Origin of the sequence: Mesorhizobium sp. M0778, from assembly GCF_040320105.1 — a bacterium.
GTDB lineage: Bacteria > Pseudomonadota > Alphaproteobacteria > Rhizobiales > Rhizobiaceae > Mesorhizobium.
In genome coordinates this window covers 46,242-67,767 of sequence record NZ_JAMYPA010000029.1, presented here as the reverse complement: position 1 = coordinate 67,767, position 21,526 = coordinate 46,242, and the positions used below count along the sequence as shown (strand labels likewise).

Below are 21,526 nucleotides of genomic sequence, written 5' to 3'. Positions count from 1 at the left end.
CGTGGGAAATTCGCATCGAGCAGAATTTCGGCCCGCACATCGAGCAGAAATGCGCCAGCTTGTGCGCCTCCTTGGGCAAGGTCTGATCGTGGAAGGACCGCGCTGTTTCGGGATCGAGCGACAGGTTGAACTGGTCCTCCCAGCGGAACTCGAATCTGGCCCGCGACAGCGCGTTGTCGCGGATCTTCGCCGCGGGGTGACCCTTCGCCAGGTCGGCGGCATGCGCCGCGATCTTGTAGGTGATCACGCCGGTCTTGACGTCGTTGCGATCGGGAAGCCCGAGATGTTCCTTCGGCGTGACGTAGCAGAGCATGGCGGTGCCGAACCAGCCGATCATGGCAGCACCGATGCCGGAGGTGATGTGATCGTAGCCCGGCGCGATGTCGGTGGTGAGCGGTCCAAGCGTATAGAACGGCGCGTCGCCGCAGACCGCGAGCTGCTTGTCCATGTTCTGCTTGATCTTGTGCATCGGCACGTGGCCGGGCCCCTCGATCATCACCTGGCAATCTTTCGCCCAGGCGATCTTGGTCAGCTCGCCGAGCGTTTCCAGCTCGGCGAATTGCGCGGCGTCGTTAGCATCGGCAATCGAGCCGGGACGAAGGCCGTCACCGAGCGAGAAGGACACATCATAGGCACGGCAGATGTCGCAGATTTCGGCGAAATGCTCGTAAAGGAAGCTTTCCCGGTGATGGTGCAGGCACCATTTGGCCATGATCGAGCCGCCGCGCGAGACGATGCCAGTGACCCGGTCGACGGTCAGCGGGATGTAGTGCAGCCGCACACCGGCATGGATGGTGAAATAGTCGACGCCTTGCTCGGCCTGTTCGATCAGCGTGTCGCGGTACAGCTCCCAGGTCAGATCCTCGGCAATGCCGCCAACCTTCTCGAGCGCCTGATAGAGCGGCACCGTGCCGATCGGCACCGGCGCGTTGCGGACGATCCAGTCGCGCATGTTGTGGATGTTGCGGCCGGTCGACAGGTCCATCACCGTATCGGCGCCCCAGCGGATCGCCCAGACCATCTTTTCGACCTCTTCGGCCATCGAGGAGGTGACAGCGGAGTTGCCGATATTGGCATTGATCTTGACCAGGAAATTGCGGCCGATGATCATCGGCTCGCTCTCTGGGTGGTTAATGTTGGCGGGAATGATTGCGCGTCCGCGCGCCACCTCATCACGCACGAAATCCGGCGTGACGAAATCGGGAAGTGTCGCGCCGAAAGCCTCGCCGTCGCGCTCAAGCTTGCCGTGCAGGATCTCGCGACCAAGGTTCTCGCGGATGGCGGCGAACTCCATTTCGGGTGTGATGATGCCGGCGCGCGCATAGGCAAGCTGCGTCACCGCCTTGCCTGCTTTGGCTCTGAGCGGTCGGTGGCGAATGGGAAATTCCGGCGTCAGCCGTTCGCCCGTCGCGAAGCCGTTGTCCTCCGGCCGGACATGGCGGCCGTCATAGGCCTCGACATCGCCGCGCGCCGTAATCCATTCGTGGCGAAGCCGTGCGAGGCCTTTTTCGATGCTGGTTTCGACAGTCGGGTCTGTATAGGGGCCAGACGGATCGTAGACGGTGACGGGCGGCTCGCCGGCCGTCGGATGGACGGAGATTTCGCGCATCGGCACCCTGATCTGCGGGTGGATGGCACCGGGCTTGTGGATTTTGCGTGAGGCGGGCAGTGGGCCCGTCGAGACGGCGGGGGTGAGGGCATTCATCTTGAGGCTCCTTTGCTCATGCATTGGAGACCCAGTTCTGTGCCGGAAGGACGAAAAGACGCTTTGGTCGACCTGCTCGAACAGGACCTCGGGCGTGAACTCCCGCAAAGCGCTTGCACCGTCCCTACGCCAGTATGAACTGGATCAGGTTCAACGGGTCACTGTGCCGCGAAAGCCAGCAGTATCTCAGCCCCTTGCCGGGACTCCCCTGGTGAATGCGTGAGGTTGGACGGGACGGCTCCGGTTTGTCAAGCGCGTTCTGGCCGCAGCTGATCGTCGGGCGATCGTCTCGGCCAGGCGCAAGATCGGATGGAGCGTTGCCTGAGAATCGTCTGTTCCTCGATCAGCCTCGCTTATGCTCTGGAGCTTGTTCTCTCGCGCTCGAATTTCCGCGGGGATGGCTGAACGGAGGCGATCCATTTGCGATTTTCAAGTGCATCGGGCCACACCCCACAATCGATCAACAAGTTGAACACCTCCTCACCCGACTGGGCCTTCGAGTTCGCAAAACCCGGCCGGGTACTGCTGGATGGCAGGGTCCGTCACGCGGGCGGAAGGGATGTGGAAATGAAAGAGCTGCGGATCAAAACACATAATCGAGCGATGAATATCGCCTGCGCGATCATCCGGACCAGATCTGATATGAAACATCGTCCGGCCCCGAGATCGAGGCTCCAATCTCGTATAGCTTCATGCGACGTTGGAGTGTTGCGAGATTGGTCCGCTCAACCGGAACTCAACCCTTTAATCGCGTTAGAATGAGCGTTCGAAACGCAGGATTCCGGCGACACCGCTCTTCTTGTTGGCATTGGTCCAGTTCACGTTGGAAGCGTCCACCTTGCCGACGGCGAAGTTGCCGTAGCGGCTATAGTCGAGTTCCGCCGTAACTGTGAAATCTGGAAGAGACGCATAGGCGACGTTTGCAGCGACACCATGGTTCTTGAGCTGATCACCGGAGAGCTGAAGGTTGAACGAAGTTGTCTCGTTGAGCTTGTAAGTGGCGCCAGCCCAGAAAGCCCAGTTCCCACCCCAACTCTTATAGAAGCCGCGACCATGAGCGTCGATGGCGTTCGTGGAGTCGTCGTTGAGCTTGCCGTTGGAACCGTAGCCGAGCATTCCGAACAGCAACAGTTCGTTGGTGACATTGATGTCGACACGGACCTTGGCGGCCACCGATTCGTAGTTGCTATCATAAGCGGCAACGCCGGTGATCGCGCCCCAGCCATGTGTGTATTTCAAGCTGCCGACTACGTGCGGAGAGTAGCTGTCGATTGTGCCGACCACGCCCGAGCCTTCTTCGAGCGAAACCACGGCCGAAAAGCCGTTCCCGGCGTCGAAGTAGTACTGAACCACATTGGTATCGAAAGCGCCGTACGGAACCGGCGTCTGGTTGAGTACGTCAACCGCGCCGCCAATAAACATGTCGAAGGCCGACCAGTCCTTACCAACTCGGAGGCCACCAAGCTGAATCCAGGCGAAAGTCAAGGTGCTGTCTCCGTTGAAGGCATAGGACCGAGAACTGTCCGAAACCGAAGTGTGGCGGTTACCGAAGTTCATGCGGGTTTCGGTGTAGGTCTTCAACGTGCCGAGTTCGGTCTCCTGGCCGGTCCAAGTTTTCAATGTGAAGCGCGTGTTGTTTTGCCATGTGTCCTGATGCTCACCAGTCCTCACATCGGAGGTTCTTGCGTGGTCAAACAATCCGACATGGCGCAAGCCGATGTCGTAACGGACATAGCCGCCGATGCGCAGGCAGGTCTCAGTGCCTGAAATGTAGACGTAGCCCGAGCCGTAAACGTCGCAGATTTTAACGTACTCAGTCGGGTCAGGCTCGGCAACGGCGGTCACGGCGCGAGCGTCGGAAACGGCAATCAGTGCCGCAGTTGAGCCGAGGAGGAGGCTCCTAATGTTCATTGTTGATCTCCGTTCAAAGAGTAAAAGGGATGGACGTCAGTGAATGAATTTTTGCTAAGGAACCAGTCGATAACGATGCGCATTGAGTGAATTTTTGAGCAGTTTTGATGCTCTCGTCATGCCAGATGTTCATGAGAAATTGAGAATACTATTGGGTATTATTGTTACAGATATGCAATTGTTATTACAAATATAATTATTGCCGAAACGACGCCATTCAACATTTCTGTACAAACCATCACCGGTCATCTCCGCTAGTTGTGGGCGGGCCGTCACAAAGGCTTCTATTGCAAATGACGTGCCATCCTGACGACGCAGCTGCGGCTTGAAGCTCAAGTCTGCCGGCGGACCTTGCTTGGCTCTTCCTTCCTTTCTGCCTTGCGGATCAATCCAAGCACGAACGGCAAACGTTTTCGGCTACGGTTCGTCTGTTCGCTTCGCGACAGTTTCGTTCAATGGCGACAGCTTTGTTTGCTGTGAGCCCCGACGTTGAGACATCATGCGGCGGGCGCCGCTCGGTACGACGCCGTCATTTTGGCGAGCGCGATGGTCGGTAATCACGCGCTGAACGCGCAGCCTTGCCTTCACCACGGAGTCAGTAGGCGCGCCAGCCTTGGCATTGCGGCGGACCTGACGGTCGCGTCGAGCAGGCTCTCGTCCTGATAGACGGCGCGCCACAGCTAATGCTTCTTGCCAGCAATTCACAAAACGAGCTCATCGAGATGCCAGAGATCACCACGGGGCTGCGCTAGCTGGCGAGCAAAGTCTGGTCCCAACGCGGTGTTATCTCGTTGGATGCGGCAGCCGCTCAGCAGGATCTACGCGACCAGGCGCTGGCTGAAGGGAAGGGATGGTGGAACCAAACGGTACGCGTGAGGGTCGCGGCGGGAACAGCCATGGCCAGTCGCTGACCGTCCAGCCAAGATTGAACGGCCGCTATTGCTGCGAAATACAAGTTTCGGAGCCCAAAGCGGAACGGACTGACATAGCGCAAAGACACAGGCGAGCGCAGCGGTAAGGTTGGTGGTTATCAGCATGGGACGGTAACTGTTGCAGACCACGAAATATCGAGAGGCCCGGCTGCCTTGGTACACTATCTATCCGACTGTGTCGGAGTTCTCTGGGGCGGTCGGCGCCGAGGCTTATGAGGAATGGCTCAAGAACCTGCCGGCTGACGGTCCGGTGTCACTCTATCTGCACGTTCCGTTCTGCCGATCAGCGTGCTGGTATTGCGGCTTTCCCACCACCATCACCCGCCATGATGCGCCGATCCTCAACTATCTGGCGACCCTGCGTGAAGAGATCCGTCTGGTTGCGGAGCGAGTGCCGCAGACGTTGCCCGTGAGCGACATACATTTCGGCGGCGGAACTCCGTCTCTCATAGGACCACCCGAGTTCCTCGCTCTGATAGAGTTCCTGCGACGCCGCTTCGCTCTGTCGAAAACAGCTACGGTCGCCATCGAGATCGATCCACGCACGTTCACGGTCGAGATGGCCGAGGCCTTAGGAGCGGCCGGCGTGAACCGCGCGAGCCTCGGCGTGCAGAGCTTCGATCCAATCGTTCAAAAAGCGATCAACCGGATCCAGAGCGAGGCCCAGACGTCGGCTGCCGTGGAAATGCTGCGTCGGCACGGCGTGAGCCGCATCAACTTCGATCTCATCTTTGGTCTCCCGCATCAAACGGTGCAATCCTGCGTCGAGACAGCGAGGGCGGTGGTCGCCATGCGCCCCGACCGGCTTGCGGTGTTCGGGTACTCGCACATTCCATCCCAGATAAAGAATCAGCGCCTCATCGAGGAGGAATTTCTGCCGGACAGCGCTGCCCGCGCTGAACAGCATGCGGCTGTGGCCGTGACGCTGATTGCCGCCGGCTACCGAGAGATCGGGCTCGACCATTTCGCCTTGCCGGACGACGAGCTCGCGCTGGCACAGAAAACCGGTCGCCTGCGGCGTAACTCGTTGGGCTACTCGGCCGACACCTGCAGAACCCTGATCGGTTTCGGAGCGTCGGCTATCGGCCGCATCGGCCAAGGGTACGTTCAAAACGAAGTTACACGGGATTCCTACATCCAGCATATCGCAGCTGGCCGTCTGGCGACGTCAAAGGGCTATCGCCTCACCGACGACGACCGCGTGCGAGCCGCAATTATCGAGCAACTAATGTGCGATCTCGAGGCCGATGTGCAGGCAATCTGTGCCGCCCACGGATCTGATCCGATCCGTCTTCTCGATTCAGCTGAACGCTTGGCGATGCTGGCCGAGGACGGGATAGTGGACTTCGAAAACGGTTTTGTCCGCGTACGGCGGGAGCATCGCTTTGTGATTCGTGCTGTCGCTGCCGCGTTCGATGCTTTTCTCGATCGGGATGGCCGTAAGCATAGCCCCAGGTGAGGGCAAGCATCCAACCGGAAGCTAAACTCGACGCCCTTGGCCGAGGCCTGTCATGAAGCGCGCGTCAAGGATGCGAAAAGCAGAGCTGATCCGCCTATTTCATCTCATCTTCAATGACATCGACCTCGTGGCTGCCACCGAGGCGTTTCCATATTGATCGTGGTAGGTGCGGGATATCTGGGTGTTTCGCCGTCAGCGCATGAAGATCCCCGCGATGCGATGGGTCAGGAGATCGCGGTGGCTGCGATCAGCCCGTCCATCGATGACAGACCGCGGCCACGCCGCTTCGCGAGGCCCGTCAGGTCGCCCCAGGCCAAGGCAACCAGTTCGTCCACCGGCAGGACTCTCGACTCGAAGCGCTGCGGCAGGTCCCGGGCGAGCCATTCGGCCAGTGCGTCACGTTTCCGACCTTTGTCCATGAGGGCAGCGCCGCGCCGGATCTCGGCGATCGACACAGACCCGCATTGACCCTACGCGGCTGGTCTTCCTGGATGAAACATGGGTCAAGACCAACATGGCGCCGTTGCGCGGCTGGGGTGTGCGCGGCAAGCGGCTGATGGCCCACGCACCATATGGCCATTGGAAGACGATGACCTTCATCACCGCGCTGCGGCAGGATCGGGTGGAGGCGCCTTGGGTCATTGACGGACCCATCAATACGCAGGCCTTTCGCGTCTATGTCGAAACCGAACTCAACAAAACACTGAAGCCGGGCGACATCGTCATTCTCGACAATCCCGGTTGTCACAAGGGCCAAGCCGTCCGCGACATCGTCAGGGCTGCTGGCGCAAGGCGGGTCAAGCCCGCGAGAGCGGCAATTTTGTTCCGGCTATCACCCTCTCGTCGAGAACGGCGTGACGGAAGCGATAAAGTTGCGCCGGCCGGCCGCCGGTTTCCGCGGTTGTCTCACCGGTTTCCTCGACCAGCTCCTGCTGCTCGATTAGCCGGCGAAAGTTCGGCTTTCGTACGAGCCTGCCGGCAAGCGCCTCCACGGTGCGCTGCAGCTGCAAAAGCGTGAAGACCGGCGGCATCAGTTCGAATACGACCGGCCGGTATTTGATCTTGGAGCGCAGCCGCGCAATGCCGGTCGCCAGGATGCGACGATGATCGGCGATCATCGATCTGCCCGAGACCGAGGTGGGCGCAGCGGAATGTCCGGCGCGTATTGCTTCCTCCACCAGGGCGGCTTCGTAGAGCAGCTCATAACGTTGAAGCGCGAGTTCCTCGTTCCAATGGCGGTCGTCAAAGCCGAAGGCGATCGCCGCCCGCCGTCGTCGGTCGAGGCGTGTCGTACTGTCGTCAGTGCCATCCGCCCATTCCATCAGGCGCGGCCGCAATTCGTCCAACACGACCGCCGGTGTGCCGGAGCGGTGATCCTCCCACGGGAAATAGTCGTACCAGCTTCCCCAGTGTCGCCCGGCCGGGTCGCCAGCTTCGTCTTGGTGGGTGAGCGCCAGATAGCTGATAGAGACCACGCGGTCGTCAGCGCCAACCCTGTCGCGATCGGCGAAGGTGTAGAGCTGTTCGATATAGCCGAGCGGCTGGCCGGTCTGTTGTTCCACCCATCCCCTGAGGCCCGACTGCAGCGAACGGTGAGCAAGCTCGAACGGGCCCGAGGGCAGGGCGTTTGCCTGCGGGATGGTCAGAACGCAGGGGGCGCTGCTGTCCATGGCGACCACAACGGCGATCAAGTCCGCATTGACGTCGTTGGCCTTGCCTCCAGCTCCGCCTTTCCTAATCCCTTTTGCGCGTTCGTCCATGGTCCCCGAGGTTGTTGAGCAGAGCCCCGCCGCGTAAGCGGCTGAACCGATTGAATTCCGTTTTTGTCTGATAATTGTCGGCGCGTCAACACCACCCGTCGTGGCGATTTTAGCTCTTCGCAGCTGCACAAAAAGTGCCAACGCGACATCCGTGCTTGGGGAAGGAGGCCCATTGAGTGCGCCGATTCAAAGCTCGTCGATCGACATTCCGACGTTGTTCTCGTCGGCGACAGCGCGGCATGGTTCTCCACGGCTTGGCGTCGACGCTGGGCGTGACGCTGGAGATGATAATCATGCACGGTCAGGCCTGCGCTCCTGGAGCCGGCGCAAATGGTCGTCGACCCGCCGTTCGGTTCCTTTTGAAGAAACCCGGAGCAGGCTTTCCGCAATGCCTGATAAAGCCCTTCCAGTGCGCCCGCGCCAGCATCATCGCACTCGCACTCCAACACAACCTATGCGAGTCAGTAAATCGACTCGCCGGCACTATTGTTTCAGGGGAAATGAATCTAGTTTCAAAGGGTTCGGCCGATAGGCCGGGCACAGCTGCGGCCTTCACGGCCTTTTTGACATAAACGCGTCGCCCGATTGAGATTATCTTGACGGTAGCGCAGTGCGCCATCCATGCCAGTCGAGATGATCATGGGCAAATATCGAGACCATCGCGAGCCACGCCGGCATCGCTATGACGATGACCCCGTTTCCTTTTCGGAACGGACTTCCGAGCCAAGCTATTTTCAGCGCCCGCCGCCCGTGACGGCAGATCCTGTCGATGCGGAGGTATTGTGGTTCACAGTCAGCAAGGGTTTTGGCTCCGTCAAACTGTCGGACGGCACGGAGGCCTATCTGCACGTGCGAGTGTTAGAGGCGGCCGGAAGCCGGGATGTTGCCGCGGGGACGCCTCTCAAGATCACGGTCGAAAAAAGTCCAAAAGGTCATCAAGTCGCGCAGGTGCTGGAGATCGGCGATCACCGCTCGAAAACTCCGTCACATACGCGCGTCGCTGGAGGGACCTTCGTTGAAACCGGTGCGCAGCTGGAGAGGGGGGGCACGGTCAAGTGGTACAAACCCGAAAAGGGCTTCGGCTTCATTGCTCCTGACAACGGTGAGAAGGACGTCTTCGTTCATGCCAGCGCCCTGACGCGCTCAGGGCTCAGCGTGCTGGTGGCGGGACAGAAGGTGTTTGTCGAAGGCGGGCAAGGCAAGAAAGGCTGGGAAGTCCGGAGCATTCGCCTTGCCTAGACGGCGATGCATTGCTCGCCTCGAAGGAGATGCCGGAGAGCGTCGGGCGGCCGCCATACTGCTATCCTATTGGCGCCCCATCGGGTTCCCGGATTGAGCAAGTCCGGATCCCTATTTTATGCCGCTGCCAGCGTTGTGTCCGCCATGTGCACGCGCGCTGCCGCTGCCAGCAGGTCGGTCTGGGTGATCAGCCCAATAATGCGTCGCTCGGCATCGACGATGACCACGGCATGGCTGCGGCCGTCGGTGAGCACCGGCAGCAGGCTCATGGCCGGCGTATCGGGAGAGGCGGTGCCAGCCTTCGACATCACAGCCCTCACCGCGTCGGTCGCCTTCGTCAGCTCGCGCAGGCCAACTACACCGACCAGCCCGCCCTCGGCGTCGGTCACCGGCAGCGTCCGGATGTTGTGATCGAGCAGCAAGTGACGCGCCTGGTCGGCAGGCGCATGTTCATCGACCGAAATCACATCGCGCGACATGATGTCCTCGCACAGCAGGGTCCGGTGGGAGCGCACCATCGCCTGCAACTCGACCTGCCGTAGCAGCCGCTCAAGATCGTTGCGGTCGATATCGAAGGTTTCCTCCAGCGCGCCGAGCGCGGCATCGATATCCTCGGGCTGGAAGCCGACCCGCTCCCGCGCCGGCGGATCGATGGTTCCATGCGCGCTTTTAAGGGCGGGAGCCGCCACATGCGGATAGTTGCGCCGCGACAGTTTATGGATGCCGTAGCCGAGTGCGACCAGCACGATCGAGTTCAGCGCTACCGGAACGAAGGGAAACAGCAAGCCCGAGCTGAAGACGGCCGGTCCGCCGAACACCGCAGTTAAGGCGGCGGCGCCACCCGGCGGATGCAGGCAGCGCGTGAACGACATGGCGGCGATCGCCAGCGCCACCGCAATGCCGGTAGCAAGGACGGGTTCATGCACGAAATGCGCCACGATCACCCCGACCAGCGCCGAAATCGTATTGCCACCGATAATCGACCAAGGTTGCGCCAGCGGGCTTGAAGGCACGGCAAAGAGCAGCACGGCCGATGCTCCCATTGGAGCAACCAGCAGTGCGACATGTGGGCCAGACCCGTTCGCCAGCGCACTGATCACGCCAGTCAATGCGATGCCGATCATGGCCCCGATGCAGGCGAGCAGCCGCTCGCGCAGCGTTGCACCGGCAAGGATCGGAACAAAGAGACGAAACGCCATGGCATACCCTTGGGCGAGTGGTCGGAACTCCGCGCTCCGCAATGCAGGCAAAGCCACAGATTTGGAAGTTAAGCCAATTCGGAAAGTCGGCTCACGGGGGAAAACTTTTGCGCGAAGCGGCCATTGCCAAATGGGTGCAGGCATTTTGATCAGCCAGAGGAGGCGGACGGCACGCTGATCCGCTCGAGCGCAGCTAGAGGCCAAGGGCTGCCGTGCCGCGGGCAGCCGGAAATGGGGATGGTCGGAGGTCGAGCTGGGATGGACACTAAGGAATTCAGAGGCTTCGAAAAGCGTGCTGACAATGTCGGCATGGCAAGACAAATCAGGCCCTTGTCGCTCCACTTCCGAGGCAAACTCCAGCGGAGTACGGCTTCTACGCGGTGCTTGGTCTGCCTGTCCTTGCCACCATCGGATTCGTTGGCTGCTGAAACGTCCACCAGTAGCCGCTGAGAAGACGACTGCCGCCAGTGCCGTCGTGGAACCGCTATATGACGGCGGCGTGGTTACAGAGCCGGCTCGTGTCGATCGGGCGGGGGAGCCTGATGTGACGTACATGGTCCAGAAAGTGGCCAATGAAGGTGCTGGCATCGTCAACGTGATCAGGTCACGTAATAGCGGTAACACAACCGCGACCACGAGCCTCTCAGGCGTTCGATAAGGCGGGAAAATCCGATCGCCGGACCAAGCGCGATTCCGCCACACTGCCACACACGAAACCGATCAGGTCACGTTCCAGGCTCGCCAGAAGATTGGAGCCGAGGCCACCTCGGCTGAACTCTGCCATGCCGCGGGCCGCCACCTCTCCCAGCCGCGGTAGAAAACGTGGGTCAGCAGCGCCGGCATGGGCGAGCAACTCCCAAATCGCGAGCAGCGCCATCGACACCGCAAGCGGCCGCAGATGTCGGCCGATGAAGCGGAAGGCCGGCGGTGCGATGGAAGCGTCGTGCGACAGCCTATCCCGACCTGCAATCGTGATCAGGCTGATCGTGGGTCTCCGGACGCCAGCGTTGCAGATAGTTTTCGGCAAGCGTGAGCAGGCCGTGGATCACCAATTCGGTCAGGCCGACCACGATCATGGCCGAAAGAACGAGTTCAAATTGAAAGAGCTGACGACCATAGGCCATCAGGTAATCGGAGCCCTTCGAACGATGCGATGAGTTCTACCGCAACCAGGGTCTGCCAGCCGTTGGCAAGGCCTTCTCGCAGCCCTGTAAAGATCCACGGCACGGCGGAAGGCAGCACGATGATCGTGAGTTTCGACCAGCGGCTGAACGAAAGGACACGGCCAGACCCGTCTCACGACGACGCCGTTGCGCTTCGCCGCCATCAGCTGGGTAGAGGACTTGCACCTCCAAGCTGTCGATCATGCTCGGCACACAAAAAAGGGCGGCATTGCTGCCGCCCTTTCCGCTGTAGGTTGATAGGGGGCTGGATTAGAAATCCATACCGCCCATGCCGCCCATGCCGCCCATGCCACCGCCGGGCATACCAGCCGGCATGCCGCCGCCAGCCGACTCCTTCTTCGGAGCCTCGGCGATCATAGCTTCGGTGGTGACCAGCAGGCCGGCGACCGAGGCCGCGTCCTGCAGAGCCGTGCGCACAACCTTGACCGGATCGACGATACCCATGGCGATCATGTCGCCATATTCGCCGGTCTGGGCGTTGAAGCCGAACGTCGCGCCCTTGTTCTCAAGGATCTTGCCGGCAACGATCGATGCTTCCGCACCGGCGTTGGCCGCGATCTGGCGGGCCGGAGCCTGCAGCGCGCGACGCACGATTGCGATGCCGGCGGTCTGGTCGGAGTTAGCGCCGGTGACGGTGATGGCCAGCGAAGCGCGCAGCAGGGCGACGCCGCCGCCGGGAACGATGCCTTCTTCGACGGCCGCACGGGTCGCGTTGAGGGCGTCATCGACGCGGTCCTTCTTTTCCTTGACTTCCACTTCGGTCGCACCGCCGACGCGGATGACGGCAACGCCGCCCGCCAGCTTGGCGAGACGTTCCTGCAGCTTCTCCTTGTCGTAGTCCGAGGTGGTCTCCTCGATCTGCTGCTTGATCTGGGCGACGCGGCCCTGGATTTCTTCCTTCTTGCCGGCGCCGTCGACGATGGTGGTGTTCTCCTTGGAGATCGACACTTTCTTGGCGCGGCCGAGCATGTTGAGGCCGACATTCTCGAGCTTGATGCCGAGGTCTTCGGAGATGACCTGGCCACCGGTGAGAATGGCGATGTCTTCCAGCATGGCCTTGCGGCGATCACCGAAGCCCGGCGCCTTGACGGCGGCGATCTTCAGGCCGCCACGCAGCTTGTTGACGACCAGCGTGGCCAGGGCCTCGCCTTCGACGTCTTCCGAGATGATGACCAGCGGCTTCGAGGTCTGCACGACAGCCTCGAGAATCGGCAGCATGGCCTGCAGGTTGGAGAGCTTCTTCTCGTGGAGAAGGATGTAGGCGTCTTCCAGATCCGCAACCATTTTTTCGGCATTGGTGACGAAGTAGGGCGAGAGATAGCCGCGGTCGAACTGCATGCCTTCGACGACTTCGAGCTCGGTCTCGGCGGTCTTGGCTTCCTCGACGGTGATGACGCCCTCATTGCCGACCTTCTGCATCGCTTCCGCGATCATCGAGCCGACCGACACGTCGCCATTGCCGGCGATGGTGCCGACCTGGGCAACCTCTTCCGAGGTCTTGATCTTCTTGGCGTTCTTGATCAGCGTCGCGACGACGTCGGCGACGGCGAGGTCGATGCCGCGCTTGAGGTCCATCGGGTTCATGCCGGCGGCAACCGCCTTGTGGCCTTCCTGGACGATCGACTGTGCCAGAACGGTCGCGGTGGTGGTGCCGTCGCCGGCGATGTCGTTGGTCTTCGAAGCAACTTCGCGGACCATCTGCGCGCCCATGTTTTCGAACTTGTCCTCAAGCTCGATTTCCTTGGCGACGGTGACGCCGTCCTTGGTGATGCGCGGTGCGCCGAACGACTTGTCGATGACGACGTTGCGGCCCTTGGGGCCGAGCGTGACCTTCACCGCGTCGGCGAGGATGTTGACGCCGCGCAGCATGCGCTCACGAGCGTCGCGGGAGAATTTTACGTCTTTGGCAGCCATTTTTTACTCCTGGGCATTTCGCCCGAAATTCAGATTGGATGGTGCGGATGAAAGGCGGCGGCGTGTCAGCCGATGACGCCCATGATGTCCGCTTCCTTCATGATCAGAAGGTCTTCGCCATTGAGCTTGACTTCGGTGCCCGACCACTTGCCGAACAGGATGCGGTCGCCGGCCTTGACGTCCAGCGGGACGAGCTTGCCGACCTCGTCACGGGCGCCGGAACCGATGGCGATGATCTCGCCTTCCTGCGGCTTTTCCTTAGCCGTATCGGGGATGATGATCCCGCCGGCGGTCTTCGCTTCGGACTCAACCCGACGAACGACCACGCGGTCATGCAGCGGCCGGAAATTCGACTTTGCCATTTTTGGATTTCCCTGGTGCGGATGTTGAACGGTTCTCCGTTGCCGGAGCGTGGTTAGCACTCACCAGAAGCGAGTGCTAACGCGGCAGTGAGATAGGCCGTAGGCTCCTGCTAGTCAAGACGGAAGAGGGACGGGCGAAGAGCAAACGAGCGTGGAAGCACCGAGCCCTTTACGTGAAAGACGTCGGAGATCGCACATGGATGGGGCGGCTCACCATTTGTAACTGAAGGCTTTATTCATTTGGCACGATTGGTGCAGCGAATGATCCGCAAACGTTGCGCGCGACCGATATGATGAGAGGTGAGCGCCATCAGGATTCCTGCGTTAGCCGTCCACTCGGTCTTTACGGTGTGGCCGCCGCGCGGGCGCCAGGACTCCGGCCATCCCGATAGTCACCAATCCAATCTGCGGAGAACAGGAGGCAAGATGAGAGCGACAGTCAGCACGAACTCGAATTTGAAATGTTTGGCCAAAGCAACTGCCATCGCCTTGCTCTGGACAGTCACGGCTACATCGGCGGACGAAGGTATGTGGATGCCGGGCCAGACTGCGGAAGTGTGCGCGGCCATGCGCGCGGATGGGCTCCAGATCTATCCCGCCCAGCTGGGCCGTCTAGACGCTGACCCGCTCAACGCGATCGTATCACTGGGCGGATGCTCCGCCTCGTTCGTCAGTCCACAAGGGCTGGTCGCAACCAATCATCATTGCGTGTTAGAATCCATCCAATACCACAGCAAGGAGGGCCAGGACTATCTCACAGACGGCTTTCTGGCGAAGAGCCCTGGGTGAAGAATTGCCCGCGGCGCCAGGCAGCCGCATCTATGTGATCGAGGACATGCGGGATGTGACCGCCGAAATGCTCAAGAGCGTCTCGGACAAGCTGAACGGGTTTGCCCGCTATGAGCGGCTCGCCACGAACAAAAAGGCCCTGATCGCCGCATGTGAAGGACAGCCCAATCGCCGTTGCGACGTATGGCGGCGTCTCCTACTATCTCCTCCAGAAGCTCGAAATTGAGGACGTGCGCCTCGTCTATGCGCCCGCGCTCGGCATCGGCAACTTCGGCGGCCAAACGGACAACTGGATGTGGCTGCGCCACACGGGCCACTTCGGCTTTTATCGCGCCTATGTCGCTCCTGATGGTTCCTCCCGGCCATATGCGCGCGACAATGTGCCTTACCGGCCGAAGAGTTGGCTACCCATAGCCTGTGAAGGCGTCAAGGAAGGCGACCTTGTGATGGTCGCCGGCTTTCCCGGCGCAACCCACCAGTTCCTGACCGCGGATGAAGTCCGGTTCAACTTCGCGCAATTCGAACCGCGGTTGCAGCGTTCGCTCTCGGATTATCCCGCCCAGATCAATCAGGCAACGGCAGGCAATCGCGAGGCGCAGATCCATTGACCGCCCGCTTCACAAATTGGCTCGGCCTAAAACGCATGGGAAAAGCAGAAAAGGCAACAGATCGGCACCAGAATGAATATGGCCGCGCGAACTGACAGACGCGCCAACAATCGGCATCTCGCATGGTCGGTGGCACTGGACGTGGCTCCCACCCTGCTGGGGCGACTCCCCATCAGGTCGTCGGGGTTTCGCTGGCGAAAAAAAATTCCGCGTGTCTCTGCGCGATCCATCCCGCTTGCGCGTGCCTAGTCACCAAAAAACTGACCATCTGCAGGATCAGGATCAGCAAAAAAAAGCCAAAGGCAGACGCCAAAACAGCTGCCAGCAGGACGATGCGTTGTTTCTTCACCCACAGTTCCCCCGGGAGAGAGTCTAATGATAATCCTTAAAAAAGGCGCCCTGGAACAGGGCGCCCCACGCTCATTTGTGCAAGTTTAAAGTTTAGATTGCCTGCTTTATGTAATTAGACGTTTCTTTTATGCAACACCTCTTCCAAGTGTTACTTGCACAAATCGAACGTATCGCACATTTAGACGAACGGTACATTCGATAGCGACTTTGACGCACGCGTTTACTGGCGGTATACATCCTTCACCGTTGCCGCAAGGCATTGGCCCAGGCGCGCGGCACCTCCTTCACGACAAAGGTTGAAAGCCCGTCCTCGGGCGTTTCATTTCCAAGATCACTTCGATCCACTCATACGGGCTTCCCGAGCGAGACCGTGGGTTCGGACGGTGCGAATGAATTTCTCGTTATAATCGAATTGATTATAAGGGATATTTCTACGTTGAGTATAAAGGATGTCAAGCCCGCGCCAGCGGCAATTTTGTCCGGGCGACCTCCGTTTCGTCGAGGACATGGTGGCGGAAGCGATAAAGCTTCGCCGGCCGACCGCCGGTATCAAATGCACTTTCGCCGGTCTCCTCCACCAGTTCCTGCTGCTCCATCAACCAGCGAAAGTTCTGCTGAAGCGCCCCTGCCGATCTAATCGTCAACGCCGTCCGCGTCAGCGCATTGCCATCGGTCAGAAAGCCGACGACATTGTTGATGACGAATGTAACGATCCGCGGCTTCAGAGAGGAATGCGCGCTTCGTCCAGATGGATGGAGTGGGCTGGCAGGTCCGGGCGGCGGCCGCGCCGTTGAGGATGCAGCATCGAGAGCCGCGCTCGCCGAGGATGACATAGGTCGAGATTCGCGCGCCGGAAGTCTTGCTCCATGTCTCCCACGAATCCATTGGCAGGATCCCGGCTTCTTCGCAGTGGTCAGGGTCGAGCGTTATCGAACCGTGGTAGTTGAGGTTTGCTTCGGTGACGTGGATGCCGTGCAGCTTGCCGGCGACTATTTTTCGCATTGGTCCCGTTGTCCATTGCCATTCATGACCAGTCCTGCGCGCGTGAGTCGGCCGGCTAAATTCCGAAGACGAGAGCGCCGCCGCTGAGTCCCGCACCTGCCGCCGCCAGAAGGATTTTCTCTCCAGGCTCGAATGGCTCCGTCTGGTTGGCGACCGAGAGCGACAGCGGGATCGTCGCGGCGGAAGAGTTGCCATATTCGGCGATCGTCTTGACGATCAGGTGATCGGCAACGCCGAGGTTTCGCCCGACCGCATCGAAAATGCGAGCATTGGCCTGATGCGGCACGAACCGGTCGACATCCTGTGGTCGCACTCCGGCAGCGGCTAGCGCGCTTATCGAGCAATCGGTCATCATCTCGACGGCCTTTGCGAACACTTCGCGGCCGTCGGTCATCGTCATTCGGTTTTGCGCGAGGTCGAGGTCACCGTGGAACGGCTTGTTGCTTCCTCCTGCGGGAATCTGGATCAGCCCGTATCGCGAGCCGTCCGAATCCACGGAGGCACCGAGAATCCCCCGATCAGTATCCTCGCAGGGACCGATCACGAGGGCGCCGGCGGCATCGGCAAACAGCACGGCGCTGGCGCGCTCAGAGGGATTGATGCGGCGGCTGAGGATATTGGCGGCGATGACAAGGCTCGCTTTGCCGTGCAGGCGGGTAAATCCGTCCGCAAACATCAGCGCATAGATGAAGCCGGCGCAGGCACCGGTCAGATCGACCGCGCCTGCGCGGCCAAGGCCGAGCTTGTGTGCGACCAGGGGTGCACTGGGCGGCAGAAGATGGTCGGGCGTCGAGGTGGCAAGCAACAGCAGACCGATGTCGTGGCGCGCAATGCCGGCGTTCGCCAGCGCCATGTCGCCAGCCTGCGTGGCAAGACCAGACAGCGTATCTTCATCCGTTGCCCAGAATCGCGAGCGAATTCCGGTGCGCCGCTCGATCCAGCCAGGTTCGAGCCCGAGATTGTTCTCGATCTCGGCATTCTCCACTTTGCGCCCAGGCGCATGATGGCCAAACCCGAGAATGCGCGACGACCTGGTCATGGCTTCGAACCGAAGCGTTCGCCGGCCTCCTCGATGGCGTCATAGAGCCCGTCCAGTTCCTCGCCGGTGATGCAATAGGGCGGCAGAAGGTAGAGGACATTGCCGAGCGGGCGCACGAGCAGGCCGCGCTCGAGGAAAAATGCGCGCAGCTTCGGCCCGATCTCGGCCAGATAGCCGGCAGAGCCGGCGCGCAGGTCGAGGGCCGCGAGGGTGCCGGTCGTCCGGCTGTCAGTGAAGTAGGGATTGTGGCGAAAGCGTTGAAGCCCGGCGGCCTGCTTCGCGCTCAAGGCCGCGATCCGCTCGGTCACCGGCTCGTCGCGCCAGATCTCGACATTGGCAAGTGCTGCCGCACAGGCAATCGGATTGGCGGTGTAGGAACTCGAGTGGAAAAAAGTCTTCTTCCGATCGTCGGAATAGTGGGCCTGGAAGATGGCATCGGTGGCGAGCGTGGCCGCGAGCGGGATGGTACCACCGGTCAAGCCTTTCGAGGTGCAAAGGATATCAGGAGAGATCGATGCCTGTTCGCAGGCGAACATGGTTCCGGTGCGTCCCCAGCCGGTCATCACCTCATCGGCGATCAGCAGCGTGCCGGAGGTCTCGGCGATCTTCTTCAATTCGGTGACAACCCAGGCCGGATACATCAGCATGCCGCCGGCGCCAAGCACCAGCGGCTCGACAATCAGGGCGGCGGCGCGCTGGTCGCGGCTGACGGCCTCGAACCGATCCAGTGTTTCCTGCTCGCGCCCGGCGGCCGGGAAGGGAATGGTATCGACCTCGAACAGCAAGGGTTCGTAGGCGGCGTTAAACACGCCGCGGGCGCCGACGCTCATCGTGCCGATGGTGTCGCCGTGATAGCTGTGCTCCATGACGGCGATGCGCGAGCGCGGAGCGCCGGTGTTGCGGAAATAGCCGAGCGCCATCTTCAGCGCGACTTCGACGCTGGTCGAGCCGCTGTCGGAATAGAACACCCAGTCGAGTCCGGCGGGAGCGAGTCCGACAAGCGCCTTGGCCAAGCATTCGGCAGGCTCGTGCGTGAAACCTGCGAAGATGATCTGGTCGAGGCTCGAGGCGGTCGTCTCGATCGCCTTTATAATGCGGGGATGGCGGTGGCCATGGGTGACGACCCACCAGGAGGAAATGGCGTCCAGAACGCGCGCGCCATTGGCTTTGTGGAGATACGCGCCTTCAGTCAGGACGATTTCAGGGATCGCCGGCTCGAGCGCGTGCTGGGTGAAGGGATGCCACACACGGGATTGCGGCATCATCCGCCTCCGGCAATCAAAGCGAGGTCGAAGCCGGCAATCATCGCTTGTCTCAGCGTTTTGTCCGTCAGCGGATCGAGGTGCGGCAGCCTGCCGAGTTGCGGCACGTCGCCGAATTCCACGATCGTCCGTTGCGTATCGGTCATCTCATCGCCGATGAAGGCGATGCCAGCCAGCGGGATAGCGCGCGCCCGCAGGGCCTCGATCGACAGCAGGGTGTGATTGATTGTTCCGAGCGCGGTGCGGGCGCACAGAATGACCGGCAACTGCCATTGCTCGAATATGTCGATGAACCTTGTCCGGCGGTTCAGCGGCACCATCAGCCCGCCGGCGCCTTCGATGACGAGCGGTGTCGGCAGGACCGGAAATGAAAGATCGGCAGCCTCGATCGAAACGTCGTCGATTTCGGCCGAACGATGCGGCGAAAGCGGGCTCTTCAAGCGGTAGGCTTCCGGCAGCACGCGCCCCGACGGCAGCCCGGCAAGTCGCGCAACCGCCTCGCTGTCGGTCTCGCCGTCGAGGCCCGATTGCACCGGCTTCCAGTAGAAACCGTCAAGCAGGCCGGCAAGCCCGGCCGAAAACACCGTCTTGCCAATTCCGGTGTCTGTTCCGGTGATGACGATGCGCTTGGTCATGTCGCCTCCGGTCGTGTCTGAGCCAACACCTCGACGAGCGCCTCGACCATGGCGGAAATGTCGGCTTCGCCGATATTGAGCGTCAGTGAGATGCGCAGCCGCGACGTGCCCTCGGGTACGGTCGGCGGACGAATGCCGCGTATGTCGAAGCCGCGGGCCTGCAGGCGCGCCGCCACTGCCATGGTGCGCCTGACATCGCCGATTACCAAGGGCTGGATCTGAGAGCCACTTGGTATCACGCCGCAGCGATCGACCAATTGGCGGCCTGCGAAGGCAACGCGTTCATGCAGTAGAACACGCCGCATAGGCTCGTCGGCGAGCATTGCGAGCGCTTCGCGCGCCGCGACCGCCATCAGCGGCGAGGGCGCGGTGGCGTAGATGAATGGCCGGCAACGGTTGATCAGATACTCGCACAGTGTCCTCGGTCCGGTCACGAGCCCACCAGATGCGCCGAGCGCCTTGCCGCAGGTGTGGAGCGCGACGATGTTGTCGCGGCCCTCGAAAGCGGCGGCCAGCCCCCGGCCGTCCGGTCCCCAGACGCCGGTGGCGTGCGCCTCGTCGATGACGATGAATGCGTTGTGCCGATCGGCAAGCGCGGCCAGGCTCTCCAAAGGCGCGCAGTCGCCATCCATGCTGTATAGGCTTTCCACCGCAATCCAGACGCATCCCATGCCGCCTTCGGCGCGCCAACGCCTGATCGCGTCCTCGACAGCATCGACGTCGTTGTGCGCGGCCAGCTTGAACTCGGCACGTCCGGCCTGTGCCCCCTCATGCATGCTGGCATGGGCGAGCTCATCGAGGACCAAAAGGTCGCCCTTCTGCGGCAGCGCAGTCAGCAGAGCGAAGTTGGCGATGTAGCCGCTGCCGAAGAACAGCGCGCGGTCGGCTCCAAAGAATGCCGCCGCGTCTGCTTCGAGCTGCTCGTGTTCCGGTGCATTGCCGCGCAACAGCCGCGACCCGGTGGCGCCAACCGACGTGCCCCGCGCAATCGCCGCCGCAACCGCTTCGCCAAGTCTTTTGGAGGCGGCAAGCCCGAGATAGTCGTTCGACGAGAAGTCGCGCCCGGCGCGCGGCTTCAGCGTCCGCAGCCGGTCCTTGCGCGCCAGTCCCTGCAAGGTCGCCTCATAGCGGGCAAGCGGTGCCCCGTTCATTGCGCCTCGAGTTCCATCGGTTCGATGCCAAGGCGCCGGAACAGCAGGGTATCCTTGTCCTCACCGGGATTGTCCGCCGTCAGCAGCGTGTCGCCGACGAAGATCGAGTTGGCGCCGGCAAAAAAGCACAGCGCCTGCATCTCGTCGGTCATGGCCGTACGGCCGGCGGAAAGACGGATATGCGATTTCGGCATCATGATGCGCGCCAGCGCGATCACGCGCACGAATTCGATCGGCTCGATGGGCTTGGCGTCGGCAATCGGGGTGCCGGGGATCGGGATCAGCATGTTGATCGGAACGCTTTGCGGATGTTCCGGCAGGTTGGCCAGCGTCACCAGCATGCCGATCCGGTCCACCGGCTCCTCGCCCATGCCGACAATGCCGCCGCAGCAGACCTTGATGCCGGATTGGCGAACGTGCTCGAGCGTCTCGAGCCGCTCGGCAAAGCTCCGCGTGCTGATGATCTCGCTATAGTAGCGTTCCGACGTATCGATGTTGTGGTTGTAAAAGTCGAGACCAGCCTGCTTCAGTCGAGCGGCTTGCTCACGATCGAGCATGCCGAGCGTCATGCAGGTCTCCATGCCCAGCGCCTTGACGCCTTCGACCATCGCCACCACCGCATCCATGTCGCGCGCCTTGGGGTTTCGCCAGGCCGCGCCCATGCAATAGCGGGTTGCGCCGGCGTCACGCGCTTTCTTCGCCTCGGCGACGACGCGCCGGACCTCCATCAGCTTCGACGCCTTCAGGCCGGTCTCGTGATGCGCCGACTGGCTGCAATAGCCGCAATCCTCCGGGCATCCGCCCGTCTTGATGCTGAGCAGCCGGCTGAGCTGGACCTTGTTGGGATCGAAATTCTGGCGGTGCACGGTTTGCGCGAGGAAGAGGAGATTGTTGAAGGGGGCATCGTGAAGTGCCCGAGCCTTCTCCAGGGTCCACGCTCCAGGGTCAGGGGATTGAGCCTGTGGCGATGTCTGCGTTGGACTGGCCGTTTGCATGTCCATGCTGTTCCTCCGGTTCTGCCTTG

19 protein-coding genes, 5 pseudogenes and 1 riboswitch are annotated in these 21,526 nt (G+C 61.2%); of the genes and pseudogenes, 6 read left to right on the top strand and 18 right to left on the bottom strand.

Annotation, left to right across the window (positions count from 1 at the left end):
• Positions 1–1,705, bottom strand: a 1,705-nt coding sequence (gene thiC, locus NKI22_RS28285; RefSeq protein ID WP_352959299.1) for a phosphomethylpyrimidine synthase ThiC, incomplete at its 3' end; no start/stop codon positions are given.
• Between the two features lie 103 nt (positions 1,706–1,808).
• Positions 1,809–1,925, bottom strand: a riboswitch (TPP riboswitch).
• A 533-nt stretch (positions 1,926–2,458) separates the two neighbouring features.
• Positions 2,459–3,616, bottom strand: coding sequence for a porin (locus tag NKI22_RS28280; RefSeq protein ID WP_352959297.1), 1,158 nt, complete (start codon positions 3,614–3,616; stop codon positions 2,459–2,461).
• A 1,050-nt stretch (positions 3,617–4,666) separates the two neighbouring features.
• Between NKI22_RS28280 and hemN the strand changes: the two genes are divergently transcribed.
• Positions 4,667–6,007, top strand: coding sequence for an oxygen-independent coproporphyrinogen III oxidase (gene hemN / locus NKI22_RS28275; protein WP_352469023.1), 1,341 nt, complete (start codon positions 4,667–4,669; stop codon positions 6,005–6,007).
• 227 nt (positions 6,008–6,234) lie between these two features.
• On the opposite strand, the pseudogene NKI22_RS28270 reads toward hemN, so the two are convergent.
• Positions 6,235–6,462: pseudogene (locus tag NKI22_RS28270) on the bottom strand (PIN domain-containing protein); the annotation flags it as partial.
• Between NKI22_RS28270 and NKI22_RS28265 the strand changes: the two are divergent.
• Positions 6,459–6,800: pseudogene (locus NKI22_RS28265) on the top strand (transposase); the annotation flags it as partial. The pseudogenes NKI22_RS28270 and NKI22_RS28265 sit on opposite strands and share 4 nt — an antisense overlap.
• Positions 6,801–6,804: 4 nt before the next feature.
• On the opposite strand, the gene NKI22_RS28260 reads toward NKI22_RS28265, so the two are convergent.
• The gene (locus NKI22_RS28260; protein WP_352740764.1) at positions 6,805–7,767 is read right to left on the bottom strand and encodes an NUDIX hydrolase; all 963 of its coding nucleotides are present in this window, start codon (positions 7,765–7,767) and stop codon (positions 6,805–6,807) included.
• A 147-nt stretch (positions 7,768–7,914) separates the two neighbouring features.
• On the opposite strand from NKI22_RS28260, the pseudogene NKI22_RS28255 reads away from it, so the two are divergent.
• A pseudogene (locus tag NKI22_RS28255) lies at positions 7,915–8,127 on the top strand (3-methyl-2-oxobutanoate hydroxymethyltransferase); the annotation flags it as partial.
• A gap of 279 nt (positions 8,128–8,406) precedes the next feature.
• Entirely contained in the window at positions 8,407–9,006 is a 600-nt protein-coding gene (locus NKI22_RS28250) for a cold-shock protein (RefSeq protein ID WP_352959295.1), read from the top strand.
• 116 nt (positions 9,007–9,122) lie between these two features.
• Here the strand turns inward: NKI22_RS28250 and NKI22_RS28245 are convergent, their stop codons facing one another.
• The 6 genes from NKI22_RS28245 to groES form a co-directional block, all read right to left on the bottom strand.
• A complete protein-coding gene (locus NKI22_RS28245; protein WP_352469026.1) occupies positions 9,123–10,205 on the bottom strand; it encodes an HPP family protein in 1,083 nt (360 codons plus the stop codon).
• Between the two features lie 643 nt (positions 10,206–10,848).
• Positions 10,849–11,082: an ABC transporter permease family protein gene (locus NKI22_RS28240; protein WP_352469027.1), complete on the bottom strand. Its 234-nt coding sequence runs from the start codon at positions 11,080–11,082 to the stop codon at positions 10,849–10,851.
• Between the two features lie 76 nt (positions 11,083–11,158).
• Positions 11,159–11,329, bottom strand: coding sequence for a hypothetical protein (locus tag NKI22_RS28235; protein WP_352959293.1), 171 nt, complete (start codon positions 11,327–11,329; stop codon positions 11,159–11,161).
• Positions 11,298–11,432: a hypothetical protein gene (locus NKI22_RS28230; RefSeq protein WP_352959304.1), complete on the bottom strand. Its 135-nt coding sequence runs from the start codon at positions 11,430–11,432 to the stop codon at positions 11,298–11,300. The genes NKI22_RS28235 and NKI22_RS28230 overlap by 32 nt, the downstream gene beginning before the upstream one ends.
• Before the next feature lie 206 nt (positions 11,433–11,638).
• Positions 11,639–13,303, bottom strand: a complete 1,665-nt coding sequence (gene groL, locus NKI22_RS28225; RefSeq protein ID WP_352484139.1) for a chaperonin GroEL — start codon at positions 13,301–13,303, stop codon at positions 11,639–11,641.
• 65 nt (positions 13,304–13,368) lie between these two features.
• Complete coding sequence (groES, locus tag NKI22_RS28220) at positions 13,369–13,665, bottom strand: co-chaperone GroES (protein WP_352453535.1); 297 nt, start codon at positions 13,663–13,665, stop codon at positions 13,369–13,371.
• A 426-nt stretch (positions 13,666–14,091) separates the two neighbouring features.
• Between groES and NKI22_RS28215 the strand changes: the two genes are divergently transcribed.
• Both NKI22_RS28215 and NKI22_RS28210 read left to right on the top strand, forming a co-directional pair.
• Positions 14,092–14,454, top strand: coding sequence for a S46 family peptidase (locus NKI22_RS28215; RefSeq protein WP_352959290.1), 363 nt, complete (start codon positions 14,092–14,094; stop codon positions 14,452–14,454).
• Positions 14,455–14,500: 46 nt separating this feature from the next.
• Positions 14,501–15,062, top strand: a pseudogene (locus NKI22_RS28210) (S46 family peptidase).
• A 172-nt stretch (positions 15,063–15,234) separates the two neighbouring features.
• Here NKI22_RS28210 and NKI22_RS28205 read toward each other — a convergent pair.
• The 8 genes and pseudogenes from NKI22_RS28205 to bioB all read right to left on the bottom strand — a co-directional run bounded on the left by NKI22_RS28205 (position 15,235) and on the right by bioB (position 21,497).
• Positions 15,235–15,411, bottom strand: coding sequence for a hypothetical protein (locus NKI22_RS28205; RefSeq protein WP_352959288.1), 177 nt, complete (start codon positions 15,409–15,411; stop codon positions 15,235–15,237).
• Positions 15,412–15,865: 454 nt separating this feature from the next.
• Complete coding sequence (locus NKI22_RS28200; protein ID WP_023722083.1) at positions 15,866–16,009, bottom strand: hypothetical protein; 144 nt, start codon at positions 16,007–16,009, stop codon at positions 15,866–15,868.
• Positions 16,010–16,102: 93 nt separating this feature from the next.
• A pseudogene (locus NKI22_RS28195) lies at positions 16,103–16,415 on the bottom strand (aspartate 1-decarboxylase); the annotation flags it as partial.
• Positions 16,416–16,470: 55 nt separating this feature from the next.
• Entirely contained in the window at positions 16,471–17,454 is a 984-nt protein-coding gene (gene bioZ / locus NKI22_RS28190; RefSeq protein ID WP_352959284.1) for a 3-oxopimeloyl-[acyl-carrier-protein] synthase BioZ, read from the bottom strand.
• On the bottom strand, positions 17,451–18,716 hold the full coding sequence (locus NKI22_RS28185; protein WP_352959282.1) for an adenosylmethionine--8-amino-7-oxononanoate transaminase: 1,266 nt from the start codon (positions 18,714–18,716) through the stop codon (positions 17,451–17,453). The genes bioZ and NKI22_RS28185 overlap by 4 nt, the downstream gene beginning before the upstream one ends.
• Positions 18,716–19,351, bottom strand: a complete 636-nt coding sequence (bioD, locus tag NKI22_RS28180; RefSeq protein WP_031194973.1) for a dethiobiotin synthase — start codon at positions 19,349–19,351, stop codon at positions 18,716–18,718. The genes NKI22_RS28185 and bioD overlap by 1 nt, the downstream gene beginning before the upstream one ends.
• Positions 19,348–20,502, bottom strand: coding sequence for an 8-amino-7-oxononanoate synthase (locus tag NKI22_RS28175; RefSeq protein ID WP_352959280.1), 1,155 nt, complete (start codon positions 20,500–20,502; stop codon positions 19,348–19,350). The genes bioD and NKI22_RS28175 overlap by 4 nt, the downstream gene beginning before the upstream one ends.
• Entirely contained in the window at positions 20,499–21,497 is a 999-nt protein-coding gene (bioB, locus tag NKI22_RS28170) for a biotin synthase BioB (RefSeq protein WP_352959302.1), read from the bottom strand. Before bioB ends, NKI22_RS28175 begins: the two co-directional genes overlap by 4 nt.
• Positions 21,498–21,526 lie beyond the last annotated feature (29 nt).

Excerpts from the sequence above, each read along its gene's own strand:
- NKI22_RS28280 (WP_352959297.1), bottom strand. The coding sequence starts at position 3,616 with ATGAACATTAGGAGCCTCCTCCTCGGCTCAACTGCGGCACTGATTGCC.
- NKI22_RS28260 (WP_352740764.1), bottom strand. The coding sequence starts at position 7,767 with ATGGACGAACGCGCAAAAGGGATTAGGAAAGGCGGAGCTGGAGGCAAG.
- NKI22_RS28250 (WP_352959295.1), top strand. The coding sequence starts at position 8,407 with ATGGGCAAATATCGAGACCATCGCGAGCCACGCCGGCATCGCTATGAC.
- NKI22_RS28245 (WP_352469026.1), bottom strand. The coding sequence starts at position 10,205 with ATGGCGTTTCGTCTCTTTGTTCCGATCCTTGCCGGTGCAACGCTGCGC.
- NKI22_RS28240 (WP_352469027.1), bottom strand. The coding sequence starts at position 11,082 with ATGGCGCTGCTCGCGATTTGGGAGTTGCTCGCCCATGCCGGCGCTGCT.
- NKI22_RS28235 (WP_352959293.1), bottom strand. The coding sequence starts at position 11,329 with ATGGCCTATGGTCGTCAGCTCTTTCAATTTGAACTCGTTCTTTCGGCC.
- groL (WP_352484139.1), bottom strand. The coding sequence starts at position 13,303 with ATGGCTGCCAAAGACGTAAAATTCTCCCGCGACGCTCGTGAGCGCATG.
- groES (WP_352453535.1), bottom strand. The coding sequence starts at position 13,665 with ATGGCAAAGTCGAATTTCCGGCCGCTGCATGACCGCGTGGTCGTTCGT.
- NKI22_RS28215 (WP_352959290.1), top strand. The coding sequence starts at position 14,092 with ATGAGAGCGACAGTCAGCACGAACTCGAATTTGAAATGTTTGGCCAAA.
- NKI22_RS28200 (WP_023722083.1), bottom strand. The coding sequence starts at position 16,009 with ATGGAGCAGCAGGAACTGGTGGAGGAGACCGGCGAAAGTGCATTTGAT.
- bioZ (WP_352959284.1), bottom strand. The coding sequence starts at position 17,454 with ATGACCAGGTCGTCGCGCATTCTCGGGTTTGGCCATCATGCGCCTGGG.
- NKI22_RS28185 (WP_352959282.1), bottom strand. The coding sequence starts at position 18,716 with ATGCCGCAATCCCGTGTGTGGCATCCCTTCACCCAGCACGCGCTCGAG.
- bioD (WP_031194973.1), bottom strand. The coding sequence starts at position 19,351 with ATGACCAAGCGCATCGTCATCACCGGAACAGACACCGGAATTGGCAAG.
- NKI22_RS28175 (WP_352959280.1), bottom strand. The coding sequence starts at position 20,502 with ATGAACGGGGCACCGCTTGCCCGCTATGAGGCGACCTTGCAGGGACTG.
- bioB (WP_352959302.1), bottom strand. The coding sequence starts at position 21,497 with ATGCAAACGGCCAGTCCAACGCAGACATCGCCACAGGCTCAATCCCCT.